Source organism: Rhizobium sp. 'Codium 1', from assembly GCF_020889605.1.
GTDB lineage: Bacteria > Pseudomonadota > Alphaproteobacteria > Rhizobiales > Rhizobiaceae > Allorhizobium > Allorhizobium algae.
Window position 1 is genome coordinate 1 of the sequence record NZ_JAJGPW010000010.1, and the last position, 25993, is coordinate 25993.

Sequence of the window (25993 nt, forward strand, 5' to 3'; positions counted from 1 at the left end):
GTCGAGCGGACATGCGGCGGTCTTGTCCGACACGGTGGTTTTGACGGGTTTGCCACGAATGATGCCCTGCAGCCCCATTACTCTCATAAGCCGAGCGACAGTGCAGCGGGCGATGTCGAAGCCCTCCCGCTGCAACTCTCAACTCAGATACGCATGGATGCCCTGGCGGCTGTCACTCGTCTGAGTGTTGGCCATTTCTCACGCGCCTTCAAAGTCAGTTATGGCGAACCGCCAACGCTTTACGTCATGCGCAAGCGCGTCTCGCTCGCACAACAGCTAATGCTGACAACAGAAGAGCCGCTCTGTCAAATTGCAGCCTGCTGCGGACTTGCCGATCAGTCGCATCTTTCCAAGCTTTTCCGCCGATATATCGGCACGAGCCCGCTCGCTTGGCGAAAACAGAACCGCACCCTTTAGATGTTCAGTCGAATGGAACGACGGTGCGACAACGGCGGTCGATTGCGCTTTCGCAGCTGATATTGCTCGGGTTGCCAAACGGGGTCGAACGAGGCGCAAAGCCCATGTGGCCCTACGAAGGGGAGGAGACAACAGCCTGCAAAATGAACGCATCCGGCGCAAATGGAAAGTCAAATCTTCAAGAATGAAATGATTTTATGAGCATTAGCTTCAGCCTCTTATTACAGTATTTTACCACTTTTTACTTGATTTTAATTGATTAAATACGAATGTATTGGTAACTCCACTTCTAGTGAAGAGAACTGCCGAGTAAAGAGCTCCCAGTATCCTCACCGTCGCATTCGCCAGAAGCGAAAAACCGAGGAGCCCGAATTTAGAACGGCTCCGCCAGAGGTCTTCGTCGCGCCGCATCCGCCTGTATCGCTCCCTGGGTGTTACACCACGATCAGAAAGTCTCCAGGAGCGCGGGGCGTGAAGCCCCTGCACTTTGTTGGCGGTGAGCACTCGCCGCACTCATAAAGGACGCGCGGATGGGTGCGGAAATCGGTCACAACTTGCCAGCCGGTATTACCAATCTCCTTGGGCGTGATGAATTCGTTGATCTGATTCACGGTGAAGTGCAACGTGTCAGGCTGGTGTCGATTCTGGGACCTGGCGGCATTGGCAAAAGCACGGTCGCATTGGCTGTCGCGGAACGCGTAGTTGACACGTACGCAGATGGTGTTTGGTGGATCGATTTTGCCTCCTACAAGGCTTCCGCGGACGTTGCCCATTTCATCGCTGATACGATAGGCTTTGTCATACAATCGGCCGATGCAGGAGCGGCTTTGTCTCGTTTCCTTCGCAAACGAGAAATGCTCCTTGTACTGGACAATTGTGAGCATGTAGCGGACGCCATCGCGGCTTGTATCCGGCAGATCCTGGATAAGGCGTCTCGCGTGCACCTGCTCGCCGCCAGCCGAATTTCACTTCGCGTAGAGAATGAATGTGTTCATTTTCTCAATGGGTTGGCAACGCCCACTGACTGCTACGGGCTTTCTGCTGAGGCAGCCTTGGGGTTCCCAGCCATCGAACTTTTTGTCGATCGTGCGCGGGCTCGCGTCGATAGTTTCGCTCTGACCGATGCGGATGCCGCGGCGGTGGCGATCATCTGCACCAAACTGGATGGAATACCGCTTGCCATCGAGCTTGCCGCGATCAAGTTACATGTGTTCGGAGTATCCGGCCTCCAACGCCAAATGGGCGATGGGTTGCGTATCCTTGGCGGACGGAGGGCGGGGCTTGAGCGCCACCGCTCCATGGCGGCGACATTGGATTGGAGCTTCAGCCTCTTGACCGACCCAGAAGCGGAGCTGTTGCAGACCATATCGGTCTTCGCTGGCGGGTTCGGAATTGAAGATGCCTTGTCGGCTTTCGAACTTCCTGTTGACAGCGTTATCGCCGTGCTCGGCGAGCTCGTTATGAACTCGCTTCTTTCCACAGATGGCGAAGGCATGGGCAGCAGGTATCGAATGCTCGAGACCACCCGATACTATTGCCTGGCCAAGCTTGCTGAGAGTGGTCGCGAACCTGACGTTTGTCGGCGCCACGCAAAGCATGTCATCAGACTGCTTGAGAAAGCGTCGGCTGATGGTGGTGACAGCAATACCCCAGAATGCAGCGCGCTACGAAAGGTGCTGCTGCCCGATCTACTGGCTGCCCTGGTCTGGCTGAATTCGACGCCGGAGGATAACGTTTTGAGGGTTCGGTTGACCTCCGCCGCGGCCGCGTTGTGGCGGGCGCACGAGTTCACTCAATTGGCGACTTCAGTTCTGTAATGATTGGATGAACTATGGCACAATCGCTCATGCGTGTCGGTCGCCGCGCAGCTCTCCTGGCTGCCATGTAGAGAGCGAGCGATTTGGATGGCTTCGAATTGCTGACGGCGGAAGAAATTGTCGTCGCGTAGCAGCAGTGCACCATGTTGCTCAATCGATCCAAAAGCCAATCAAAGAAAACTGTTCACAGGCCAAGTCCAGAAAGGCTTGGATGATCGTCCGGCCTGCGTCCAAGCGGCCATCGAAACTTGCGCTCCATTTCGCTGATGGGGTGTTCATTTATACTGGCGAAGCGCCTCTGCATCAGACCATCAGGTGCAAACTCCCAGTTTTCATTACCATACGCTCTGAACCAATTTCCGCTGTCATCATGATACTCATAGGCATATCGCACGGCGATCCTGTTGCCGGTAAACGTCCAGAGCTCCTTGATCAGCCTGTAATCGAGTTCCTTCGCCCACTTCCTCTCCAGGAACGCCTGCGCTTGCTCACGCCCACGCGGAAATTCGGCTCGATTTCTCCATTCCGTCTGCTCAGTATAGGCCAACGCAACCCGAGCGGGGTCGCGACTGTTCCAGCCATCTTCGGCCAGGCGAACTTTTTCCTCAGCTGTTTGCAGTGTAAATGGCGGCAAGGGATGGCGAGACATGTGAAAACTCCTGTCAGGAATTAGGACATGCGGAGCCGCGCCTCCGCAGGTTAATGCCCTTCTCAGTCATGAAAGGGTCTTTTTCCGCTAGGTCGCATCTCGTGCGGCTTGCTGGGCCCTCTGATAACTCTCAGCAACAGCGGCGTAATTCGGCGCAACCATGCCGTACAACTCAGCCAGAGCCGCGGCCTCTGGACGCGCCCAAGTGCGGTGAAGCTCGGATAGCAACGCGTTTGTCGAAGTCGGCTTCACCCCTGCCTGTGTGAACCGGGCGAGGGTGACACGAGATGCCATTTCTGATGGATCCCCAGAAGCGTCGATGACTGCATAGACATCGAATCCCGCCTCGCGGGCATCGAGCGCGGGGAACATCACACAGACACTCGTCCAGACACCCGCCATGACGAGGGTTCTGCGACCGGTAGCTTTCACAGTTGCGACGAAATCATCATTGTCCCAGGCGTTCACCTCACCCCTGCGCGCAACGTAAACCGCATGTGGTGCGTCAGTATGGATTTCCGGCATCAACGGCCCGTTTCTGCCATTGGGTTCTGAAGCCGTTGTGATCACGGGAATGTCAAGAAGAGTCGCCAAGCGCGCAATCATGGCCACGTTCCGGCGCAAGTCCGCGATAGCAATATCCTTAACGGTTTGAAACAAACCAGACTGGTGGTCGAGTAGGAGGATCACTGTGTCGGATGGATTGATAAGGGCAACGCCTCCACCGGAGGCAAGGATGCTTGTTTTTCCAGGGTTCTGAATGCTCACGGTCAATCTCCATGATCCGAGTTAAGCCAGCGACGACCGACAGATCGTGCCTCACCAATGGATATCAACGAGCCAGGGGAGTGAAGTTAAAATCCGAAAAATTAAGGTATCTAGCGTGAAGTGTGGGTTTGGCTGATTAATTTTCTGTATAAAATCGAAAATCAGACGATATTTTCGCCATCTAAAAGGGTGCGATACATATTATATTGATTCATATCACAGGCAACTCGATTTATAGAGCGGGTTTAATTCACATTGTTTTTCTTTGTTTTACTGGTCGCCCTAGATCCTAGGTGGCATGCTGATGTTAATAGAGAAAGCCAATCAGCCAGACAGGCGAGTATCTGTTACCCATGCCCCCGGCCTCCTCCCCCCGGGGTCACCTGAGCGCGCCGCGACCACTCGGACACCCCGCCGGTCCCCACGTCCCCAAAAGGTCCGGCGCGCTCTTTTTCTGACCTGATGACCTGAGACCCTGAACTTCCTCCAGATTTTGGTAGAGTCCGTCACATCAAGGAGACGGACGAATGAAGCGTTCAGGGTTCACGGAAGAACAGATTATCGGGATACTGAAGGAGCAGGAGGCAGGCGCGAAGACTGCGGATGTCTGCCGCAAGCACGGTATCTCGGATGCAACCTTCTACAAATACAAGGCGAAGTAAGGCGGCATGGACGTGTCGGATGCCCGCAAGCTGAAGGCACTCGAGGACGAGAATGCCAAACTGAAGAAGCTGCTCGCCGAGGCCATGCTGGACAATGCGATCCTGAAGGATGTCGCTGCAAAAAAATGGTGACGCCCGATGTGAAGCGGAATGCGGTGGCTCACGTCTGTGCGCAGCATGGAGTGAGCCAGCGTCGGCGTGCGAGGTTCTATCGTTTAATCGGTTGAGCATGCGATATCGCAGTGTGCGGCCTGACGATGCGGCCATTCGGGAGGCGGTGAAGAAGGTGGCATCCGAGCGGCGGCGCTTCGGTTACCGGCGCATCCACATCATGCTCGACCGGCAGGGGATCGTCATGAACCTGAAGAAGCTTCGACGTCTCTATCGGGAGGAGAAGCTGACGGGTGCGCAAGCGTGGTGGCAGAAAGCGGGCCTTGGGAACGAGGCGTCCTCTGGCTCTGCCCTCACGCCTCAACGAGCGCTGGAGCCTGGACTTCATCAGCGATGCCTTCACCAACGGGCGACGGTCCCGTGTTCTGGCGGTGGTCGACGACTTTACCCGTGAATGCCTGTGCCTGGTCGCCGATACATCCCTGTCAGGCGCAAGGCTTGCCCGCGAGCTGGGTGGTCTCATCAACAGACGCGGAAAACCGAGGACGATCGTCTCGGACAACGGCACGGAGATAACCAGCATGGCCATCCTCAAACGGTGCCAGGAGACCAAGGTCGAATGGCACTACATCGCCCCCGGCAAGCCGATGCAAAACGGCTTCGTCGAAAGCTTCAACGGCAGCTTCCGTGACGAATGCCTGAATGAGACGCTGTTCTCGTCGCTCAGGCCCGCGCCGCAATCACTGCATGGAAGGAGGATTACAACAGAAACAGACCGCACTCGTCGCTGGGCAATATCACTCCCAGCGAGTTCGCCATGAAAATGGCTATGGAAAAACGGGCCGCATGAGGCCAGATTGAAAATCCAAGACTCTCCCGAAAACTGGAGGGGAGTTGGGTCTCAGGTCACTGCCGCCCAGAACGATCTGATGGCGCGCATGGCATCCGGTTGAGATCGACACGGAGCTCAAACGCCAAAAGCTCCTCGACCGCTATGGTGAGGAGCTTACACGCAAATACTTAGCTTGGGAGGATTTTCGATTTTGATTGGTTGCGGGGGCCTGATTGCACAGAGACTTGCATAAAGACTGCGACTAGACGGATCAAACGAGGTCTTTGTAGGGTAGCTAAATTATGGAACTACGGGCAGACTGCTCCACCGGACATTCTACGGACAGGCTGGCTACACGTTGCTACATTCAATTCCTTTGACTCGCAGCGAATAGGTTCTGCATGGTGTCGGCGAACCCTTTACGAGATGCCAACACCATGCGATCACACTGATCCTGGAGGAGCCGGGCCGGCGGAAAGCGATCCCACTCCGGCGCGTCGTTCCGTCATCACGGTCCGATAGTTGGCCAGCACGATCATGGCACCGCCAAGGAAAACCCAGAGGTCGATCGCCTCGCCATAGGCATAGGAGCCGACGACGGCTGCCATCGGCACCCGCAGAAAATCAATCGGCATGGCAACGGACGCATCAAGGCGCTTCAGGGCTTGCGCCTGGCAGTAATGGGCGCAGAGAGCGCCGAGACCGGCAACTACCATCCAGGGAATATCGGCTGCATGCACCGGCCGCCAGTCGGTCAGCGAGGCCCCGAGGCCGAGTGGCAGCTGGATGAGGATCATCCAGACGACGATCGCAGCCGGCGAGACGTCGCGCGTCAGCCTTTTGACGAAAATCAGCGAGAGTCCGTAACCGGCGGCGGCAATCAGGACGAGCCCCGCGGCCGGTTCGACCATCCCGATATGCAACCTCATCATGTCAGCCGTTGTACATTTGTCGTGACGTTCCGATTTTCAACGAATAAACAAATACATCTCATCGTCACCTCTACTGGATGGCGTGATTCTCGATAAAATACAGAAGTCATCATGACAGTCACTGCTTCCGCCACTCCCCGTTCCAATACTTACATTGGCGTTCTTGTCGTTCTGGGTCTCACCCACCTACTGAACGACCTCATGCAATCCTTGATCCCAGCGGCTTATCCGATTTTGAAAGAAGCCTATGCACTCGATTTCGTACAAATCGGTATGATCACCATGACATTTCAAATTGCTGGCTCGTTGTTGCAGCCAGTGATAGGCTTCGTTACCGACAAGCATCCCGCGCCGTACTCGCCTGTCGTGGGGATGATGTTTACGTTGGCAGGGATCATCAGCCTTGCATTTGCACACAGCTACGCGATCATCCTGGCCTCCGTCGCTCTCATCGGAGTCGGGTCTTCCATATTCCATCCTGAAGCGACCCGCATGGCGCGTTATGCGGCGGGAGGAAGACAGGGACTGGCTCAAGGGCTTTTTCAAGTCGGCGGCCAGGCGGGCGGAGCGCTCGGCCCTGTCTTCGCCGCTATCCTGATCGTGCCTTTCGGCCAGTCCAGCCTCTCTTGGTTCGCTGTTCTCGCGCTGCTTGCCATGGCACTTCTAATGTGGATTGGATCCAAACAGAGGGCGATCAGCGCCGTGTTCGCGGCCACGCGAGCGAATGGAATTAGCAAGGAAGGTGGAGTACGCCAAGCTCCGGCGTCGGTCGCCACGGCTCTTGCCGTCCTGACTTTCCTCATGTTCACGAAGAACGCGTACGGCGAAAGTTTCCGCTCGTTCTACACCTTCTACCTCATGGAAAAATTTGATCTTTCCATCCCGTCCGCCCAGATGATGCTGTTCATCTTCCTGCTCGCATCAGCTGCCGGAGCTTTGATCGGAGGCATCGTGGGGGACAGGATCGGCCGATACCGCATCATCTGGATTTCAGTGCTCGGGCCACTGCCGCTGACCCTAATCCTTCCTCATGTCGATCTATTATGGACTGGCATTCTGACCGTGATGATCAATCTCATCATGGCCAGCGCTTTTGCTTCCATCCTGATCTACGCAATGGAACTGTTACCGAACCGCATCGGCCTCATCGGGGGCCTGTTTTACGGCCTAAATTTTGGTCTGGGTGGCATCGCCGCCGCACTCTTGGGCATCCTCGCCGATCGCTATGGCGTGGAAACGGTCTACCTTATCTGCTCATTTCTGCCACTTGCGGGGCTTTTTGCATGGTGTCTGCCAAAGATTGAGCACAGAAGCATATAAATGGTCTCTCTGGAACGCGGTCAAACGCCTTGAACCGGGTCTTGCAGAGTTGGCTGGGGAACCCCGAGAGCCGTTGACTATGCCGAGCCTCTATCAAGCTGGCGGCTTCTTATTCGCTTTACCTGAACCTCGGCATCACAACAGCCCGAGACTACCCTCCAGGTTTCTGTCAGCTTTCCGGGTCAGTGCATCGGATTTCTTTGATCCATGCATGAAAGGAAGCGGGCTTATTCAAGACGCTTTTGAGCCTCGGGCCGCGGATGCGCAGCGAGTGGCTGAGTATCCTCACGGCAGTACATGTCCTCTTTTAGGATGATAACACGACCGCGTTCCGATTTCTTCGCTTGCCTTAGGGACCAGCGCTTCCCAATCTTTCCGATCAATCAGAAATCCTGATCCAGTAATTGCGACTGATCATGCGACAGTTGCCACTCCCGCCCAACACGGCGGCGGCTTCCTTCGGCAAAACGATCTGGACGGTCGAGAGATGTTCTATCTCCGTCTCACTCTTGAGCGTGAGGCGCCAGGTCATCTTACTGCCTGCCCCCTGTCCTGCGGGTAACTGGCCGAAAAGCTCAGGAAACACCTCGGTTGTCCAGGCATTCTCCCCGGCATTGCGCCAAGCAATCGAGTTCAGCCCTTCGGCCGACAGTCGGCGAGACATTTCAAGCTGGTCTGGATGGAAAGGCACCTCGAATTCCAGTATTCGCGGCGCCAGCCATTCTGCAGGCAGCGCGCCGGGCGACTTCGGGAAGACCTGCTGCATCATAGCTGGGCAGCCTTCAAGCCGCGTGTCGCCAAGACGCGCCTGCCAGAGGCCAGACTGCGGTTCGATGCCGGGGAAAAGTTCGATCGGCGGCTTGCCTGGCGGAAGTTCCTCCGGCCGGCGCTTGTTGTCCGGCAGGTCAACAGGCAATCCGGGTGGCAGGCAGTGGCTCGGGCCGGAATAGAGATAGCCATCGCTGCTTGCGCCAAACCCCACCAGGACCAGGGGTAGATCCGTTCGTGCGATCCAGATCCCCTGACGGTTTCGGGCGTCGACAACAAGGATCGAGTCTGGACTAGGCGCCTCACCACAGAAGCTCTCCATGTCACGCTTCACCTCCCGGTCAGGGGAAATGAATTCCGCCTGTCCGTTTGCGTCAATGGAGATGACGGGGCTGTTGCAATCCTGTGCGGCAAGAGAAAGCGAGGCAGTTGCCAGAAGAAAAAGGCTTGTCGCAATGATGTGGCGGCGCATGTTTCAGTTCCCCCTGACAATGGAAAGTGCACGCTCGAATTCGGCGGGCGCAAGGGTTCTGGGCCCGGATGTCGCAGGTGCACCGGCCTTCAGGTTCTCGCGAATGAGGTCAAATTCATCCGTGGAAATGTAAGGCGTGAACTCGCAGAGCATCTGCCCTGCCCCGGCTTCAAGACAATTGTCACCGCCCCACTGATTGAGACCAATGAGCTTGAAATTGCCGGCGGGATCGCGATCCCAGAACCAGGTGGAGATCCGGCCGTCTTGGAGTGGGCGCCCGACCTCAACCGACCAGAGAGCTGGCAGCTTTCCAGAGAGCGCGGGATTGGGGTGGGAAAAGTCGCATTCCTCATCGCCGCAGCGACGCAGAACCTCACCTGTCGTCAACGTGTACTGCAGGGTCTGTCGCGCACCGTCAAGCGCTTCATCTACGCTGTCCGGATCCAGGCACAATTGCCCGACCCGCGTCAGGAAACAGCCCCGATCAGCAAGCGGCCAATCCTTCGGATTGAGCCAGATCGAATGGGCTGAACCGGCCAGCTGTGCGAACTCGGCACGCGGAAATGGGGATGACGGTTCTACCTGCGCCACCCAGTTCTCCAGCAAATGGAAGGAGAGATTGGTCGCCCCGTCGCGCATATCGCAGTTTGGAACCGTCCTGTCACCCGGAAGGCATCGATGCGGATAGTCAGAAAATGCTTTGGCACCGGCCTCCATGCCGTTCTCGCAGGCGTCCGGACCATGGCCATCATCATCAGCGCAGCCACGGTCAAGGGAGGCTCGATCCTGTGGCGGATCCCATTTCAACGTTGCCTTGACGAGCTGATAGGCCGCCAGCACCTGCGGATCCGTGCTCTGAAACATACAGAACGGGCCGAGAGCGCCCACCTCCTCACATGGGCCGTTCATGGCAACCCACTGGCGTGGTCCGAGGACCAGCACGTCGTCGGTGCCCGTTCGGAAGAAATTGACGCGCGGGCTAAAGACGTCATCTGCCGCCTGAGCACCGCTGGTGTATCCCTCAGTCGTGGGATAATCCGTCCACCAGCCGGCGGGCAGCATGAAGGAAAGACCAGTGCTGCTGTCTGTTATGGGGCAAGGCGCTGGACCGTCGCACAGATATCCGGTGTCCTCGCCGATATTGTCAGACCCGCGCTTTGGCGGCGCACCATCGACAGCACCCGCCGGGGATTGCGTCTCATCCGGGAGGATAACAAAACGGTTTTCACCACCGGGAACGATGCTGACTTCGCCGGTGAAGACGACGTCAGCCGCGTCTCCGCGAACAGCGTATGTCCCGGGTTCAAATTGCTCGGTGACCGGCCCGGTCGCGAAATCATTCATCGCCCATGCTTCAGGAGAAACGGCCTGACCCGGCAACGGTACCGCCGACCACTGGATCGCGGTTCCGGCGAAATCAGCAGGTACCTCAAAAGTCGCCTCTACCGTCGTTATGGCTGAGATATCGGGTGCGTTCGGGTCCACCGCGAGCGGGATGCTGGCAAGCACCCGGCGTCCGCCGGCACCCTCCGAGAGATAACGGATCAGATAATTTCCAGGCTCCGTTGGTGCCCCCAATTCACGGGGGCCTGGTCCTGCGCCGCCAATATAGGCGTAGGTCAGTTCGCCACTCGGTTCCGTATGGTTCGAAGGCACGATGTCGAGGTAGTCGAGGCTACTTCCGGGACCTTTCCACCGCACGGCGAGTGTTGCGCCAGGCCGGACAAAAGGAGCTGCCTGCAACGAGACTTCGCCTTCGACAATCTTCAGCGGCACGGAAACACCCGGGCGACGCTCGCCCGAACCCTCGACGATGTAGAGAAGTTCGTAATCTCCAGGCACGTTCGGCACCACCATTTCGGCGGGATTGGCATCCTTGGTGTAGGCATAGTTCAGATCGCCTGCCTCGGCGTTACCGGTCTCCCGGATCGCGAGATAGTCGCCGGGACCATTGGGGCCTTTCCAACGAACCGAGATGGTGGAGCCCATCTGGATCGGGCCTTCAGGCAGAAACACCGCAAATTCGGCATCGCTGACGGCCAATGGTGCGGTGGCCAGAACCCTGCGACCTTCGGGGCCATTCCAGATGTAGCGGACAAGATAGTCGCCCTCGTTTGCAGGTACGAGCAGGCGCGCCGGCGCACCTTCCCTCGCATAGGCGTAGTTCCGGCTGCCGCTGACGACCTCGTTCGTTGTCGCTGGCACAATCTCGAGATAGTCCTCAGCATTGCCGGGACCGGTCCAATCGACATCGATCGTCGTCGCGATCGCGGCTGTCGATGGTGCTGATAATGTTGCGTCGGGCATAGTAACCGGCGCGGGTTGCGGAGCACTTTGTTGAGCCCCGACCGTTTGTGTGAGCGCATCCGTCAGATCCGCTGTGTTGCTGGCCTGTATATATCGCCCGCCTGTGTTTTCAGCGAGGCAGGCCACCTGGGCGCCTTCTTCCTTTGACAGCCCGAAACCAACCACATGGGCTGTGAAATCGACGCCTGACGCCTCCAGTTCCGAAGCCAGCGCACAAGGGTCCGCCTCGCAGGTCTCCAGTCCGTCCGTGACAAGCACGACAGTTGCACTTTCCTCGCCATAGCGCAGCGCCTCAGCGGCCTGGCGCACGGCCGCCGAGAGAGGGGTCTTGCCGAGGAAGCGCATGGAGTTGACCGCGCCGACAACCGTTTGGCCGGTGTTCTTGCCCGGTGGCACGAGAAGCTCGATATCGCCGCAATTGCCTTTGGAGCGGTGGCCATATGCGATGAGGCCGAGTTCCTGCTCTACCGGCAGGCGGGTCACAACGTCAGCCACCGCCTCACGGGCGATTTCGAGTTTTGGCCGACCGTCGATCTGCCCCCACATGGAGCCGGAGCCATCCATGACGATGATCGTGCGTGGTGCTTCCTCGGCCTGCCCCGTCGGGATCTGAACAAGCAGAACCCCCGCAAGCAGACTGGCGACTTTCAGTAAAGCGCTTTTCATCAATTCATTCCTCTCAAGCCGATGCCGCAAAGGGCTGGACAGGTGTCTGCCGACCGGATGCCCAGCTTGCCGCTTTGCTGCCGATGTCTCTGAATTTTCCCGAAAGGTTCTGCAGACGCGCTCGCCATTGCGGATCCGGCACCTGTCCTTCGGTTGTCTTGAAGAAGACCTGAAGCATGCAGGTGATGGCGAGCGGTTCGAGCAAGGCTGCCTTGAACGCCCAGGCGAAGAGAAGAGCAAAGACGAAACCGCCTGCGCTGAGTGTGCCAGGCATGAGATAAACAAGTGCCGCAGCAGGTGCGAGCGCCAGCAGGAACACGATGAAGGATAGACCGTAGATGATGACCGCGAGCCAGGCTGCATTGCGCAACATGATCTTGTAGTTCTGCCCATAGAGGACAAGGGCCTCTTCCGCCGAAGCCCATGGATTGGCTGCACGGCTTCGCAGGGCATGGGCAAGGATCACCTCGTCGGTAAAGCCGACAGCGATCTTCAGGAAACTCCGGAAAGCGCGGGCTGCCGTATCGAGACCGGGAATGGGGAGGAGCGACGCGATCCCCTCAATGAGTCCAGCAATGGCGGCAATCACACCCTTGACGAGTTGGTCGATACCGAAAAGAACGCTCGCCTCGGTGAAGCGTTCGCGCACCATCCGGCTGCCATAGGTCACCTGTCCTTCGCCCGCAGGTAGAGCTCGACCGCCCATCAGTTCCACGAGCACGGCGATATGCCCCGCCTTGACGAGATAGAGCAGATATTCTCGCAGAAGATAGACGATCGCCGCCACCAGGCCAAAGCCAGCCAATCCACCAAACACTGTGCTGGTCGCCAGGAAGTCAGCGTCTCCAAACTGGCCGACGCCATAACCGATCGCGCCCCCCGTTCCTGTCGCGATCACATAGGCGCAAGCCAAGGCGAAGTAGACGGCCATCCGGAAGAAAAGAAAGGGAGCAGTGCGCACCATGAGCGCCAGAGCACCCGATAAACTGAAATTCCACATAGAGCTTGATCCTCAAAAAGGTCACGAAGGGGCATGTCCTGGCAAGGGAATGGCCGCCAGGATCGACAGTAGATTTCGATGAAGCTTCGGTCTTGGGCCTGACGGCACCCATTTGCGGGGGCGATGGCACAAGGACACAGAGACGGGCACCAAGGCGGACTAACGCTGGTCCCGCCTCTTCCCTGTCAGGCGGCTATGCGAGTCCGGCCCGCACATCCCTTGGTGTCATGCCATAGGTCTGTTTGAAACGAGTGTTGAACCAGGACAGATCCCCAAAGCCTGCCTCCATGGCGATCTGAGCGATATTGAGATGCTGCAAAGCCGGGTCGCACAGCATGCGATAGGCTCGCGCCAGACGGCGGCTCGCCACATAGTCGCGGAAGGATGTTCCCTCCCGCTCAAAGAGGGCGCGAAGATAGCGCGATGAAAAGCCCAGCCGGCTTGCGACACCGTCGGCACTCAATTCAGCGGAGAGGAGATTTTGCTCGATCTCTCTCTTTACTTCCTTCAATCGTGCGGCCCGCACGCCGCGCCCGGCGGCAATCTCGGTCGCCTCCCGCGTCGCCCCCAGGGCCATCAAAGCAAGATCCTGGACATGCGCCACGCATTGGGCTGCCTCTTCGGGGGCCAATGCTGGCAGTTCGGCATGCAGACTGCGGGCGTAGTTGAGAAAAAGCCGCCATTGTGGTGTCAGCGGTGCAGAACGCCTGAGTGCCGCCTGAAGCCCTGCCTCAGCCATTCCGAGATGGGCCTTTGGAATGGAGACATAAATGCCCTCCATGTATTGGCCACCGAACCGCACGGTCCCGGGGACGTCGCCCGGATCGACATAGACAGTTCCGGCACGCAAAACCTCTTCGTTTCCACCGATCTGCGAGATCGTGCCACCGCCGGCAAGCGGGATATGAAACATCACGTCGTCGCTACACTCCGCAGCATGGCTTCGTGTCCGGATGGCTCTCGACGCAGAATGCCGACCATGCCCGATGATCACACCGGGCAGGACGGCGATCGATGTCTCCGAGCTAAAATGCTGCCGGTCATCCGGAATGAAGTCGACCTTGGTCATACTGGCAACGACATTGCGAAACGCATCGACGCGGCTTGCCCGGTCGAAATCCTGCGATCGAATAGACAGCAATGGCATGATGACCTCCCCTATGGCTCGTCTCCCCTGCCCTTGTAGTGATACCCGTCATTTGTCGCATACACCATTTGGCGTATCATCCCGATCAAGGGTTTTGGCGGAGGTTAGCCCATGGACAGAGATGGGGCACGTTCAAATCATCCTGTGAAGGCAGCCATAGACCGCAAAGACGGGCCGGTTGCTACCGCGATGATAGATGCAGACGTGGACCTCGATATCATCTCGAACACCTATCGCGCCATTGTCGATCAGGAGGCCTTCGACGCCATGATCGATAGTTGGCAGGCGAAACTCGGTCGCATTCCGGATGATGAGAAAGCTTCGAAGCAACTGTCGGGCGCGCTTCTGGCGCAACTTGCCTTAGCACGCACAACCCTCGACGGCCTCGACATTCCCGCCGAGAACGACCCCTTGGCACGCGCAGTGCAGGATGTGCCCGGTCCGGCACTCGTGCTGTCCCCCGAAGGTCGCGTCGTCGTCACCAATACCGAAGGGGCATCCGTTCTCGGAGCCCGACAAGGAAGCTTCCTTGATCTGGACAGAGTAGACCCGCGATCACTGGAAACCTTTCGGACCATGATGCGCGCAGCGAACAAGCGCGCCAATCGCTCGCAGGCCATTCTCCGGATGACCCCGCTGGATAACAGTGATCCCATCCTGGCCGAGGCGTGGCTTCTCACTCCGAAGTTCGACGGCGCCGCCTTCGTCGTCATTCGTTCCTTGGAAATCGAGTGGACCGATCGCGCTTCAGAGATGCTCGCGCAAGCCTTCGGGCTCTCGGCCGCCGAAATAGAAATCGCGCGGATCTTCTTCCGTGTCCGTGACGTTGCCGCCACCGCTGCCGCTCGCAATGTTTCATTGCTGACGGTGCGCACCCAGCTCAAGAGCATCATGGCAAAGACTGAGGCACCCTCACAGGTCGAGCTCATGCGGCTTCTCGCAATGACCGCCGGGCGGGCCATTCAGGACCGTCAGGGCAAGACCGATACATGGAGGGACCCGCTTGGCCGCGAAGAGATGCTGAGCCTACCGGACGGGCGCTGCATCGCCTGGACGTGGCTCGGCGACCCCGATGGTCGACCCGTTATTCTCTGCCGCGGTCTACCGATGTGCTATCTCCTGCCACCCGACAGCGAAGGCCAATTGCGAGATGCCGGCATCAAGCTTCTGGCCCTTTCCCGACCGGGCTTCGGTAATTCCAGCCAGCATTCCAATCTATCTCCGCTGGAAGATAATCTCGCCGCGCTTCGTGGCTTTCTCGACCATGTGGTCAAGGCACCCTGCATTGCGATCGGGCTGAGCAACGGCATCTTGCCGCTGCTCGCTGAAGCAAGCCTGCGCCCAGACCGGTTCCACGCGCTTATCGCCATCGGCTATACGGGCGTCCTTGATCGCAGCGGCATCCGGCGATTGCAGCCGACACAACAGGCAATGATGCGGCTCGTCGGGATGTTGCCGTGGCTCGTCGACCTGATGGCCAAACAGGCTCATCGGATGATCCAGACCTATGGCGTCGATTGGTATATCGAGCGCGCCTATCGCACTCGACCTCTCGATTACGCAACCTGTACCGATCCCAATCTCGCGCCCTTTATTCGAAACGCCTGCTCGCATTTACTTTCCCAGGGACATCAGACGTTTGTCCGGGAGCTTATCCTTGCCCGGTCTGATATCGATCCTGTCATCGACGCCTTGTCGGTTCCGTTGACATGGGTTGCGCCGGAACAGGACGGTGTCTTCGATGAGGTAAGCTTCCGGCGAATTGAGAGGAGAAATCCTCTTATCCGCGTAAGACCTCTCGCAAAGGCTGGCGAGCTGGCGCTCTACCAACAGACCTGCCGCATCGTTGACTTGATCATCGACACCGCGACCAGTAAAACTAATGGCTTAGATCGACCGTAATCAGCTTGTGCAGAAAGCATTTTACGGACCTCATTTTAGTGAGACTGGATTGCCTGCTGCTTGGCCCTTGAAGTTTGTAACTGTTGGCGCACCGCTTTGCTCATCGCCTGTCTCCACCTCCAAGTTGGCGCACCCGAGCGGAAATAATTGCCGCTATCCCGCCAAATTGACGTTGGCCCAAAGCCAGGGCACAAAGATAACATCCACGGTCGCTCGCGGCAGGAAAACAGAACAAAATCAAAGGCGTCTTTATTAAGCCTTTGAAATAATGTGATAATCCAGGCCCGCCCCAGGCGAACCATTTTAGGTCGGTGTTCCGCTGAAAATCAGCGACTATTCCTCACAGGAAAAAGTGACGCCTTCTCAACAACTTGAGCAATCGTGGCTGGTGTTCTTGAGGCCATCCGTCGTGCTTAAACAGGTCTCGCGAAAATGGCTGGGGACCCGCAAGCAATGTCCTTTTTGGGGCCGGGAGCGGAATGGCAGCTTATAGATGCCAAACCAATGAAGCAGCCATTCGGACGCCAGAGGTGCATTGGCCCTCGCAGCTCTGACACGCAGTCAGTGCAAGTTATGACGAATGGCAACTCCAAATGCGCGCGTGCAATCTGCGCGCGTAAAGTTCTTTGGTCACAATGCCGATGTCGTCCGATCGCTCAACTTAGCGATTTTTTCCAACAGCGTGACTAAATGCTGTCCTTTACGCGGTCCCAGGTCTTCTTGAGGTGATTCGCCATGGCTTCACCGAGGGCGCGGCCATCCCTGTCCTTGAGAGCGCTTACCATTTCCTCGTGATCGGCCACAGCCCCGGCCCAGGAGTCGGGTTCTTGATTGCCGATGTAGCGGATGCGCTTCAGACGCGCCTGAATGTTCGCCTGCATTTCCAGCAGGGTCTCGTTCTTCGACAATTCCGATAGCCGTGAGTGAAACTCCTGGTTCATCTTGTAATACGGCATGCGGTCACGCGCTCGGTAGCAGTCCATCATGCGCTCATGAAGATCGATCAGTGCATTTATCTCTTTGTCGCTGGCCCGTTCGCAGGCCAGTTCAGCGCCTAGTTTCTCTAGATTTCCGAGAACTTCGAGCATGGAGAAAACTTCGTCTTGGGTGAGTTTGCGAACTATGCTTCCTTTGGAAGGGCGCACAATCACCAGTCCCTCCGCGGCGAGTGTCCTGAGTGCTTCGCGGAACGGGGTGCGCGACACACCAAGTTCTTCGATGAGATGCGCCTCGTCGATGCGGCTTCCTGGTTCCAGTGTGCCTTCGATAATCAGATCGCGAATGCGGCTCGCCACCTGATCGTGGAGTGATCGATTCGTAATGGCAATGCCGGATTTCATCTCTAAGCCTTTAATTTCACGTCGTTTAGTGCACAGGCAACACGGTGTTGCAAAATATACAGAAACGCCTTGCTAGTCCATACTTTCATAATGTATACAAAATACATTGTGCGAATATGCATGATATAATTCAAGGGAGAGGAGCCCCCAATGAACACTCTACGTAAAGGCATTTCCGCCGGACTGATGATCTGCGCAATGTCGGTGACGGCAGCACCGGCACTGGCTGACACCTACATCGTTGCCGTCGGCGCAGCGTCAAACAGCCTTCAGGGCCGCAGCGCAGCCAAATTCGCAGAGGATCTTGGTGCCAAGCTTGGCGACGCGCATACGGTTCAATTCTATGCTGACGGCCAGCTCGGCGACGAAAAGGAACTGATTCAGAAGCTCCGTCTTGGCACGGTCCAGTTCACCCTGGTCTCATCCATCATGACCAATGTCGCGCCCGAGTTCGCGCTCTTTGACATGCCGTTCCTGGTGCAGGACCGCGCGCATCTCAAGGCAATCGATACCGAGATCGTTCAGAAGGACCTGGCGCCGAAAGCCGAAGAGGCCGGCCTGAAGGTTTTGTCGACCTGGGAGAACGGTTTCCGCCAGATCACCAACAACACCCGCCCGATTAACACACCCGCCGATCTTGAAGGGCTGAAGATCCGCACGCCTTCTTCCGAGTGGCGCGTGTCGATGTTCAAGGAGTGGGGCGCCAACCCGACGCCAATGGCATTCTCCGAAGTCTTCGTCGCACTTCAGACAGGCACGATGGACGGTCAGGAAAATCCGCTCACCAACATCACCGGTGCGAATTTCCAGGAAGTTCAGAAATATCTCAGCATGACCGGACACGTCTATTCGCCGACCTATCTGACAACCGGTCTGGGCACCTGGGATGGTCTGCCTGATGAGGTGAAGGAAGCTGCCTTGAGCGTCTCTGCCTCGGTCCAGGACTGGTCATTTTCCCAAGGTGAGACTGCTGACAACGAGCTCGTTGACAAGGTCAAGGCGGCCGGCGTCGAGGTCAACCAGCCTGACAAGAAAGCGTTCATCGAAGCGTCTGCTCCGGTCTACGCGGCTTTCGCAAGCCAGGTGGAGGGCGGTGACGTACTGGTGAGCCGCGCGCAGGCTCTGGCCAAGTAACAACGCGGTGCGGAGTCGGCCGGATAATCCCGGTCGGCTCCTTTTTTTGGGGGAGGAAACCTGTTTCATGGTCGCAAAGTTTGAAAAAGCGCTTCTGTGGGTGATCGAGACGATCTGTCTTGCACTGCTGATCGCATTGGCGCTGTCGGTCATCTATTCGGCCACAATGCGCTATCTCGGTTCGTCGCCGTCCTGGTACGACGAGATCGCCATCGTTCTTCTGGCCTGGCTCACCTATTTTGGCGCCACCTATGCGCTGTTTCTGCGCCAGCACATGAGCTTCGGTGGCATCGTTACCGCGCTGCCGAAATATGCTGCGGTCGCACTTGCGCTGGCATCCGAGTTCCTGGTGATCGGCTTCTTCGCCATCGTCGCGTGGTACGGCAACGCGGTGCTCGCGGCCGCCAAGTGGGATTCGCTGCTCTCGATCCGCTGGATGACGCTGGATATCGTCCAGTCGATCATACCCGTTTCCGCCGTGCTGATGATCATCGGAACCTTCCTGACGATGCCGCGCGCTCTCAGAAATGCCGCAGCAGGCATCGATGCCGACCACGCCGAAATCGAACAGGCCATTGCCGAAGCTGAGCGCGAGAACGCGTCCGCGTTCGGAAAGGACGACCACAAATGATCCTTCTTGCAACCACAGTCGCCCTGATCACCCTAATCCTGATCAATGTGCCGATCGCCGTCGCCATCGGGATCGTTGCCGTGGGTGGACTTGTCCTGACACCGGGCGGCGCCACGCTCTACGATATGGCGATCGCGCTTTACTCCGGCTCGACTTCGTTCCCACTGATCGCCATTCCGCTGTTTATCCTAGCTGGAAACCTGATGAACACCTCGGGCATTTCAGTCAGGCTCATCAACTTCGTCACCTCGCTGATCGGCTTCGTCCGCGGCGGCCTTGGCATGGTCAATATCGGCGTTTCGATGGTCTTTGCCGAAATTTCCGGCTCCGCCGTCGCCGATGTTGCAGCCACCGGCACAGTGCTGATCCCCGAGATGAAGAAACGCGGCTATTCCAGAACCCTTGCCGCGGCAATCACATCCTCGTCAGCGTCGCTGGCCATCATCATTCCGCCGTCGATCCCGATGATCCTCTATGGCGCGATTGCCGAAACCTCCGTGCTCAAGCTGTTCGTCGCCGGTGTCGTGCCGGGCGTCCTGGGCGGTGTCCTGCTGATGGCGGTCACCTACGTGTTGGCGGTTCGCTATGATTTGCCGCGTGCCGAAGGCTTCGACCTCTGCCATGTCTGGAGGTCGTTCAAGGAGGCCATCTGGGCACTGCTGATGCCGGTGATCATTCTTGGCGGCATCTTCTCCGGTGTGGTGACTGCGACCGAAGGTGCTGGACTGGCGGTTCTCGCCGCACTGGTCATCGGCATCTTCATCTACCGCGATCTTGATGTCACGCGGCTGCGCAAGGTGATGCTTGAAGGGGTCAGCCAGACCGGCGTTGTGATGCTGCTTGTTTCCACATCGGCGGCACTCGGGCTGTTCCTCACCCAAGCGCAGGTCCCGCAACAGTTGGCGCAACAGATCACCGAGCTTACGACAAACCCTCTGATCGTGCTGGCGCTGCTCAATCTGCTGCTTCTGGTGCTCGGCATGTTCCTGCACGGTGCTGCAGCAATCATCCTGGTGGTGCCGGTGGTTATGCCCCTGGTCAATGCCGTCGGGATCGACCCCGTGCATTTCGGCATCATGGTGACGCTCAATCTCGCCATCGGTCAGCAGACCCCGCCCGTGGCCTCGGTGCTGATCACCTCATGCTCGATTGCCAAGGCCGGGATCTGGGAGACCTCCCGCACCAACCTTCCGTTCATCGGCGTCCTCGCCTTCATCCTCTTGCTGGTCACGTATGTGCCGCAGGTATCTCTCGCACTCACAGGGTTGATCCAATGACCGACCAGAAACCACGTATTGCCATCATTCCCGGAGATCCCTCCGGGATCGGACCGGAACTGATCTTCAAGCTTTTGGCTCAGGAGGGCGTCAGGGACGCCGCCGACATCGTGCTGATTGGCGATCAGCATGTCTGGCAACAAGGTGCCCAGCAGGCGGGAATGACCGTCGACCTAGCGCAGATCGATGAGGCAGGGGTCGAAACGCAGGAGGGGCTGAGCTGGCTTCCGATGCAGACCATTGCTCCGGAGGATGTAAGAATCGCGGAAGTCACCGTTGCAGGCGGAGAGTGCAGTCTGCGTTGCCTCGACAAGGCGCTGGACCTGGCCATGGCGGGTAAGGTGGACGGCGTCCTGTTCGGCCCCTTCAACAAGGCGGCTTTGACCAGTGCAGGCCTGAACGCCGAGGATGAACACCGCTACATAGCCCGCCACATCGGCTTCAAGGGTTATCACAGCGAGATCAACGTTCTCGACAATCTGATGACCACCCGTGTCACCAGCCATATCGGTCTTCGCGACGTCGCTGAACGGATCACGGCGGAAGCCGTGGAAAAGGCAATCGGTCTCGCAGAGGACACCTGCCAGCGTGCCGGCAACGCCCGTCCGCATATTGCCGTTGCCGCCCTCAATCCGCATGCCGGCGATAATGGCAAGTTCGGTCGCGAAGAAATCGACATCCTGCAGCCCGTCGTCAAAGCAGCACAGGATAAGCAAAAGCATGTCACTGGGCCGTGGCCATCGGACACTGTGTTCCTCAAGGCCCAACGTGGCGAGGTTGATGCGGTGGTCACGATGTATCACGACCAGGGCCAGATCGCCATCAAGCTGATGGGCTTCGACCGTGGCGTGACCGTGGCCGGCGGCCTGCCAATTCCTGTCGCCACGCCTGCCCATGGCACCGCCTTCGACATTGCCGGCCAGAACAAGGCAAATGTCGGCGCCACCCTGCAGGCCTTCAACCTGCTCGTCCGCATGGCCCTTAATCATCGCGCTAACCGCGCCGCCGCTTGACAAGGAAACGCACATGACCAAGATCAAATCTGTCCGCACCCGGGTCTGGAACTGGACCGGCCCGACTGTGCCGCCCACCGGGAATTTCTGCACAAATGCGTCCGATGCGCTGTGGCTCAAGGGCGATGCGATGGCGTCGTTCCGCTTTCACCAGTGGCTGACCTGCGAAATCGAGACTGAAGACGGCACCATCGGTATCGGCAATGCGGCGCTCGCGCCGACCGTCGTCAAGAAGGCCATCGACGACTGGTATGCCCCTCTGGTGATCGGCGAAGATCCGTTCGATTACGCCTATATCTGGGAAAAAATGTACCGGCGCACCCATGCTTGGGGCCGCAAGGGCATTGGAATGACAGCAATTTCCGCCATAGACATCGCCATCTGGGACCTGATGGGCAAGCTGGTGGGCAAGCCCGTGTTCAAGCTGCTTGGTGGCCGGACCAAGGAAAAGATCCCGGTCTACTACTCCAAGCTTTACGCAGGCCCGGTCGAGAGCATGCAGGCCGAGGCCGAAGAAGCCATGAAGAACGGCTACACGGGTTACAAGTCGCGCTTTGGCTACGGTCCCAAGGACGGCATGGCGGGCATGCGCGAGAATCTCAAGCGCGTCGAAGCCTTGCGCGAAGTCATCGGTTACGACAACGACCTGATGCTCGAATGCTACATGGGCTGGAACCTGGATTACGCCAAGCGCATGCTGCCAAAGTTGGAGAAATACGAGCCGCGCTGGCTCGAGGAGCCGGTGATCGCCGATGACGTGGAAGGCTATGCCGAACTCAACGCCATGGGCATCGTGCCGATTTCGGGCGGCGAGCACGAATTCAGCGTGATCGGCTGCAAGGATCTGATTGACAAGAAGGCCGTCAGCGTCTTGCAATATGACACCAACCGGGTCGGCGGCATCACTGCGGCACAGAAGATCAACGCCATCGCCGAGGCTGCGCAGATCCCTGTCATCCCGCATGCAGGCCAGATGCACAATTATCACCTGACAATGGCCAACACCAATTGCCCGATCAGCGAGTATTTCCCAGTTTTCGATGTCGAGGTGGGCAATGAGCTGTTCTACTACATCTTTGAAGGTGATCCGGAAGCCGTCGATGGTTTCCTTCAGCTCGACGATGACAAACCCGGTCTGGGGATCACCATCAGCGACAAGCATCTCTCGAACTTCGAGATCGTGGAATGACCCGTTACACCGGTATCTGGCCCGTCGCACCCACACCATTCCACGAGGACGGAACGCTCGACCTCGAAGGTATGAAGCGTGTTCTCGATTGCCTCATCGACCAGGGTGCCGATGGCATCTGCATCCTGGCGAACTTCTCCGAGCAGTTCCTGATTTCGGATGAAGAACGCGCGTTTTTGACCCGCGTCAGCCTCGAGCACGTGGCTGGCCGCGTGCCGGTGATCGTGACGATCAGCCACTATGCGACACAGATTGCCGTCGAGCGGGCGCGTTTTGCAAAATCGCTCGGCGCGAGCATGGTCATGATGATGCCGCCCTATCACGGTGCGCTTCTCAAAGGCACGCCCGAGCAAACCTTCGAGCAGTTCCGCATGGTAGGCGAGGTGGGCATCCCGATCATGGTGCAGGACGCGCCGCTGTCGGGCGTTGAACTACCGGTGCCGCTGCTGGTGCGCATGGCCCGGGAGATCGAGGAAGTGCGCCTGTTCAAGATCGAATGCCCGAAGGCCGCCAACAAGCTGCGTGCGCTGATCGCCGAAGGTGGAGACGCCATCGAGGGGCCGTTTGATGGCGAGGAAGGTATCACCCTGCTGGCTGATCTCGACGCCGGTGCGACGGGGTCGATGACCAGCGGCATGATTGTTGATCAGATCAAACCGGTCATCGAGAAGCACCATGCCGGCGACATTGAGGGCGCCACTGCAGCTTATGGGCGGGTGGCGATGGCCATCAACCATGAGAACCGGCAATGCGGATGGCAATCCTGCAAGGCGGCCATGGTCGAGGGTGGCGTCATCCGGTCCGAGTTCTGCCGACATCCGATCCCGCCGCTGCATCCGGCAATCCGCCAGCGAATGATCGACCTGTTGCAACCGCTGGAGCCCATGGTGCTGAACTGGGGCCGTTAGTCCAGGACGCGCAGAAGCGTCCGGCGCTGCTGCCATAACCACATTCAGCAACACACCCTCAGAGCATTGTCCTGTTAGTCGGGCGGTGCTGTGAAGCGCGGCGCCCGGACCCGGTCTGGGCGCGCCGCAAGCCAAACGAGATTGAAATACATGTCTTTTACTCCTCACGGAAAGCACTTGATCGCCGGCAACTGGATTGCAGGCGATGCGACCTCCGCTCGGAGCCCGCTGATGGCCCGGCGCACGAATTCAGCATCGGCACCGCGGAGCTGATTGACCGCGCCTGCATTGCGGCAGAAGACGCCTTCTGGACCTATGGCTATTCCACGCGGGAGGCGCGCGCGGAGTTCCTGAACGCAATTGCAGACGAGATCGAGGCGCGCGGCGACCAGATTACGGAGATCGGCACGCAGGAAACAGGTCTTCCTGCCGGGCGGCTGCAAGGTGAACGCGGCCGCACTGTGGGCCAGCCTGCGAGCACCAACTTTGGTGCGACCTCGGTTGGTACATTGTCAATCCGTAGGTTCCTGCGGCCTGTTTGCTATCAGGACATGCCGGAGGCGCTGCTACCTCGATAGCCAACGGAAATAGCTAAGGTTTCGGACGCAAGATATTCACAATTTGCTCGTCAGCGAAGCTGTCATCGACGCAAATTGCAGGGAATGGCGGCTTCTCACCGATTCAAGGCCTCTGACCGGGCAAAAGCGAACGACCGCTTTCGGGTTGGGTCGAGAGCTGCACAAAGACCGAAATGACAGCGCAAAGCGGGAATCATTACCTTTATGTGGCGGTGAGCGGAACGCGCAGCACGTTCCGCCAGCCCCTGCTTAGGAAAGCCGGGGGGCGTGCAGGTCCGCAATGCGGCGTGCGCATAACTGCCAATTGCCTTAACCGTGGTTGCGCGATAGGAAAGCATACCTTTTCTATCAACTTTCAACCGCATTAGGACTATGAGCGCACAGACCCAACGCCAGATCGCGTTTTTCCTGGAACACAGGTCGGCATTGGTGGACTATGCCACCCGGCTGCTGGGATCCCGTGATCAGGCAGAGGATATCGTGCAGGACGCCTTTCTGCGGCTGAAGCCTAGGAAATCGGATGACTATGCGCCGCGCCAGGTCCTGTCCTATTTCTACAGCATCGTGCGCAATCTCGCTCTTGACCAGATGAAGCGCCGTACCATCGAGACGCGCGGCCGAGAGGTCGATCCGCCGTTCTGGATCCTGCCGCAGGAACAGGGCACACCGGAGGAATCAGTTCTTTTCGCAGATCAGGCAAGGGTTGCCTCGCAGACGCTGGAGGAATTGCCGCCAGAGACACGCCGCGCGATCGAACTCTACCGGATCGAGGGCTGGACGCTGGAGGCAATCGCCGGCGAGCTGAAGATTTCAGTCGCGACGGCCCACCGGCTGATCCGCGCCGGCATGGTGAAGATAGCCCTGTCGCTTGACCGGGGGAGCCATTGAAAAATGTCGAGGCGCACGTGAAAAAGGACATCCAGCCAATCGTATATCCAGCAGGCACAGATAAGTTCGCTCACAAGACGGACACATCGAAAGACCATGCGCAATGCCGCCTGGGCGCGCGTGCGGAGCAACCAAGCAACCAGGGAACAGCCAACCGGTGAGTGTCACGGATCAGCCAGAACAGCGGGCCACCATGCTCCTCGAAGAAGCGATGGACTGGTTCATGCTGTTGCGCGACACGCCGGCAGACCCCGCGCTGATGGCGGCCTGGGGAGACTGGCTGCAGGCGTCAGAAACCCATGCCGCGGCCTGGACACGGATCTGTCGCACCTGGGCAGCCCTTGGCGATCGCCCCGCAGCCTTGCCGGATGTCGCGCTGCAGAGCACACGGCCCTCGCCTGCATCGCAGGTTTCACCGATCGGTTTGCGCCTGTCCAGCCGCAGCCTTCGGCTCGCAGCGGCCTGCCTGATGTCCGCCGGTCTCGTCGTCGCCCTGTTCGGCCCGGCGCTGCAGATCCGCCTCGAAGCCGATTTTCTAACGGGCGCCGGCGAAACACGGATCGTGACGCTGGCCGACGGATCGCGGGTGACGCTCGCGCCCTATACGGCACTAGCGGATGACGTCGACGGGACGGCGCGGCATGTCCGACTACTGGCCGGCGAAGCCTTCTTCGAGGTCGAGCGGGATGCCACCCGACCCTTTGTCGTGGATGCACAGGACGCCTCCGTGCGGGTGCTGGGCACAGCCTTCAGCGTGCGCGACACAGGCCATGGCACGCGCGTGGAACTGGCACATGGGTCGATTGCGCTACGCCCTCAGGGGGTAGAGAACGGCACGGAGCTGACGCTTGCGCCCGGTGACGTCGCAACAGTCGACCGCAGGGGCGGCAAAGCGGAACTGAGCCGGGTCGACCCCGCCGATATCGCACTCTGGCGCGAGGGACGCCTGTCCGTCACCGATCAGGCGCTCGGGGATGTCGTGGCGCTCATCCAGCGCCAGCATCCAGCCTGGATCATGCTGCCGGAAAGCGACCTCGCCACGCTGCGGGTCACCGGCCTTTATGACCTGAGCGATCCAGACCGGGCGCTAACGGCACTGGCTGCCGCCTTCGGTCTTCAGGTGCGGGCGGCGTCTCCCTATCTGCGCATCGTCTCAAGTCGCTGAAATAATCGCTGCAATTCAGTATCTTGATCAATATTTCGCGAACCATCGCAAAAAGATGAATGCCGCCTGAAAAACTTGTCACTTTCACTCGTATTTAATC

At 58.4% G+C, this 25993-nt stretch carries 20 protein-coding genes and 3 pseudogenes; 14 read left to right on the plus strand and 9 right to left on the minus strand.

Features of this window, described 5'->3' with window-relative positions; genetic code table 11:
- A pseudogene (locus LJE98_RS19240) lies at positions 1-138 on the minus strand (IS3 family transposase); the annotation flags it as partial.
- 15 nt (positions 139-153) lie between these two features.
- On the opposite strand from LJE98_RS19240, the gene LJE98_RS19245 reads away from it, so the two are divergent.
- Both LJE98_RS19245 and LJE98_RS19250 read left to right on the plus strand, forming a co-directional pair.
- Positions 154-417 (plus strand): helix-turn-helix domain-containing protein, encoded by a 264-nt coding sequence (locus LJE98_RS19245; RefSeq protein ID WP_229576965.1) that lies wholly within the window; start codon positions 154-156, stop codon positions 415-417.
- Positions 418-947: 530 nt separating this feature from the next.
- The gene (locus LJE98_RS19250; protein WP_229576888.1) at positions 948-2234 is read left to right on the plus strand and encodes an ATP-binding protein; all 1287 of its coding nucleotides are present in this window, start codon (positions 948-950) and stop codon (positions 2232-2234) included.
- Between the two features lie 184 nt (positions 2235-2418).
- On the opposite strand, the gene LJE98_RS19255 is transcribed toward LJE98_RS19250, so the two are convergent.
- Together LJE98_RS19255 and LJE98_RS19260 are read right to left on the minus strand one after the other, a co-directional pair.
- Positions 2419-2883, minus strand: a complete 465-nt coding sequence (locus LJE98_RS19255; protein WP_229576889.1) for a DUF1348 family protein — start codon at positions 2881-2883, stop codon at positions 2419-2421.
- A gap of 87 nt (positions 2884-2970) precedes the next feature.
- Positions 2971-3651, minus strand: a complete 681-nt coding sequence (locus LJE98_RS19260) for an isochorismatase family protein (RefSeq protein ID WP_420710180.1) — start codon at positions 3649-3651, stop codon at positions 2971-2973.
- A gap of 527 nt (positions 3652-4178) precedes the next feature.
- Between LJE98_RS19260 and LJE98_RS19265 the strand changes: the two are divergent.
- Positions 4179-5274: pseudogene (locus tag LJE98_RS19265) on the plus strand (IS3 family transposase).
- Between the two features lie 425 nt (positions 5275-5699).
- Here LJE98_RS19265 and LJE98_RS19270 read toward each other — a convergent pair.
- A complete protein-coding gene (locus LJE98_RS19270) occupies positions 5700-6167 on the minus strand; it encodes a DMT family transporter (protein WP_229576890.1) in 468 nt (155 codons plus the stop codon).
- A gap of 132 nt (positions 6168-6299) precedes the next feature.
- Between LJE98_RS19270 and LJE98_RS19275 the strand changes: the two genes are divergently transcribed.
- Positions 6300-7508, plus strand: a complete 1209-nt coding sequence (locus tag LJE98_RS19275) for an MFS transporter (protein ID WP_229576891.1) — start codon at positions 6300-6302, stop codon at positions 7506-7508.
- 379 nt (positions 7509-7887) lie between these two features.
- Here the strand turns inward: LJE98_RS19275 and LJE98_RS19280 are convergent, their stop codons facing one another.
- The 4 genes from LJE98_RS19280 to LJE98_RS19295 form a co-directional block, all read right to left on the minus strand.
- Positions 7888-8748, minus strand: a complete 861-nt coding sequence (locus LJE98_RS19280) for a hypothetical protein (RefSeq protein WP_229576892.1) — start codon at positions 8746-8748, stop codon at positions 7888-7890.
- Between the two features lie 3 nt (positions 8749-8751).
- Positions 8752-11721, minus strand: a complete 2970-nt coding sequence (locus LJE98_RS20260) for a vWA domain-containing protein (protein WP_324255869.1) — start codon at positions 11719-11721, stop codon at positions 8752-8754.
- Between the two features lie 13 nt (positions 11722-11734).
- On the minus strand, positions 11735-12721 hold the full coding sequence (locus LJE98_RS19290) for a hypothetical protein (RefSeq protein WP_229576893.1): 987 nt from the start codon (positions 12719-12721) through the stop codon (positions 11735-11737).
- Positions 12722-12914: 193 nt separating this feature from the next.
- The gene (locus LJE98_RS19295) at positions 12915-13868 is read right to left on the minus strand and encodes a helix-turn-helix transcriptional regulator (protein WP_229576894.1); all 954 of its coding nucleotides are present in this window, start codon (positions 13866-13868) and stop codon (positions 12915-12917) included.
- A gap of 576 nt (positions 13869-14444) precedes the next feature.
- Here LJE98_RS19295 and LJE98_RS19300 point away from each other — a divergent pair.
- Positions 14445-15770 carry an alpha/beta hydrolase gene (locus tag LJE98_RS19300; protein WP_229576895.1) on the plus strand — a complete coding sequence of 442 codons (1326 nt, stop codon included), beginning with the start codon at positions 14445-14447 and terminating at the stop codon, positions 15768-15770.
- 686 nt (positions 15771-16456) lie between these two features.
- Here LJE98_RS19300 and LJE98_RS19305 read toward each other — a convergent pair.
- The gene (locus LJE98_RS19305; protein ID WP_229576896.1) at positions 16457-17110 is read right to left on the minus strand and encodes a GntR family transcriptional regulator; all 654 of its coding nucleotides are present in this window, start codon (positions 17108-17110) and stop codon (positions 16457-16459) included.
- A 150-nt stretch (positions 17111-17260) separates the two neighbouring features.
- On the opposite strand from LJE98_RS19305, the gene LJE98_RS19310 reads away from it, so the two are divergent.
- From LJE98_RS19310 to LJE98_RS19350, 9 genes and pseudogenes are all read left to right on the plus strand, one after another.
- A complete protein-coding gene (locus tag LJE98_RS19310; protein ID WP_229576897.1) occupies positions 17261-18244 on the plus strand; it encodes a TRAP transporter substrate-binding protein in 984 nt (327 codons plus the stop codon).
- Between the two features lie 67 nt (positions 18245-18311).
- Entirely contained in the window at positions 18312-18875 is a 564-nt protein-coding gene (locus LJE98_RS19315) for a TRAP transporter small permease (protein ID WP_229576898.1), read from the plus strand.
- Positions 18872-20152 carry a TRAP transporter large permease gene (locus LJE98_RS19320; RefSeq protein WP_229576899.1) on the plus strand — a complete coding sequence of 427 codons (1281 nt, stop codon included), beginning with the start codon at positions 18872-18874 and terminating at the stop codon, positions 20150-20152. The genes LJE98_RS19315 and LJE98_RS19320 overlap by 4 nt, the downstream gene beginning before the upstream one ends.
- Complete coding sequence (locus LJE98_RS19325) at positions 20149-21165, plus strand: 4-hydroxythreonine-4-phosphate dehydrogenase PdxA (protein WP_229576900.1); 1017 nt, start codon at positions 20149-20151, stop codon at positions 21163-21165. Before LJE98_RS19320 ends, LJE98_RS19325 begins: the two co-directional genes overlap by 4 nt.
- 13 nt (positions 21166-21178) lie before the next feature.
- Entirely contained in the window at positions 21179-22354 is a 1176-nt protein-coding gene (locus LJE98_RS19330; RefSeq protein WP_229576901.1) for an L-rhamnonate dehydratase, read from the plus strand.
- Positions 22351-23262: a dihydrodipicolinate synthase family protein gene (locus tag LJE98_RS19335; protein ID WP_229576902.1), complete on the plus strand. Its 912-nt coding sequence runs from the start codon at positions 22351-22353 to the stop codon at positions 23260-23262. The genes LJE98_RS19330 and LJE98_RS19335 overlap by 4 nt, the downstream gene beginning before the upstream one ends.
- A 150-nt stretch (positions 23263-23412) precedes the next feature.
- Positions 23413-23732, plus strand: a pseudogene (locus LJE98_RS19340) (aldehyde dehydrogenase family protein); the annotation flags it as partial.
- Positions 23733-24212: 480 nt separating this feature from the next.
- On the plus strand, positions 24213-24728 hold the full coding sequence (locus LJE98_RS19345; protein WP_229576903.1) for a sigma-70 family RNA polymerase sigma factor: 516 nt from the start codon (positions 24213-24215) through the stop codon (positions 24726-24728).
- A 157-nt stretch (positions 24729-24885) separates the two neighbouring features.
- A complete protein-coding gene (locus LJE98_RS19350; RefSeq protein WP_229576904.1) occupies positions 24886-25893 on the plus strand; it encodes a FecR family protein in 1008 nt (335 codons plus the stop codon).
- The last annotated feature ends 100 nt before the right edge of the window (positions 25894-25993 follow it).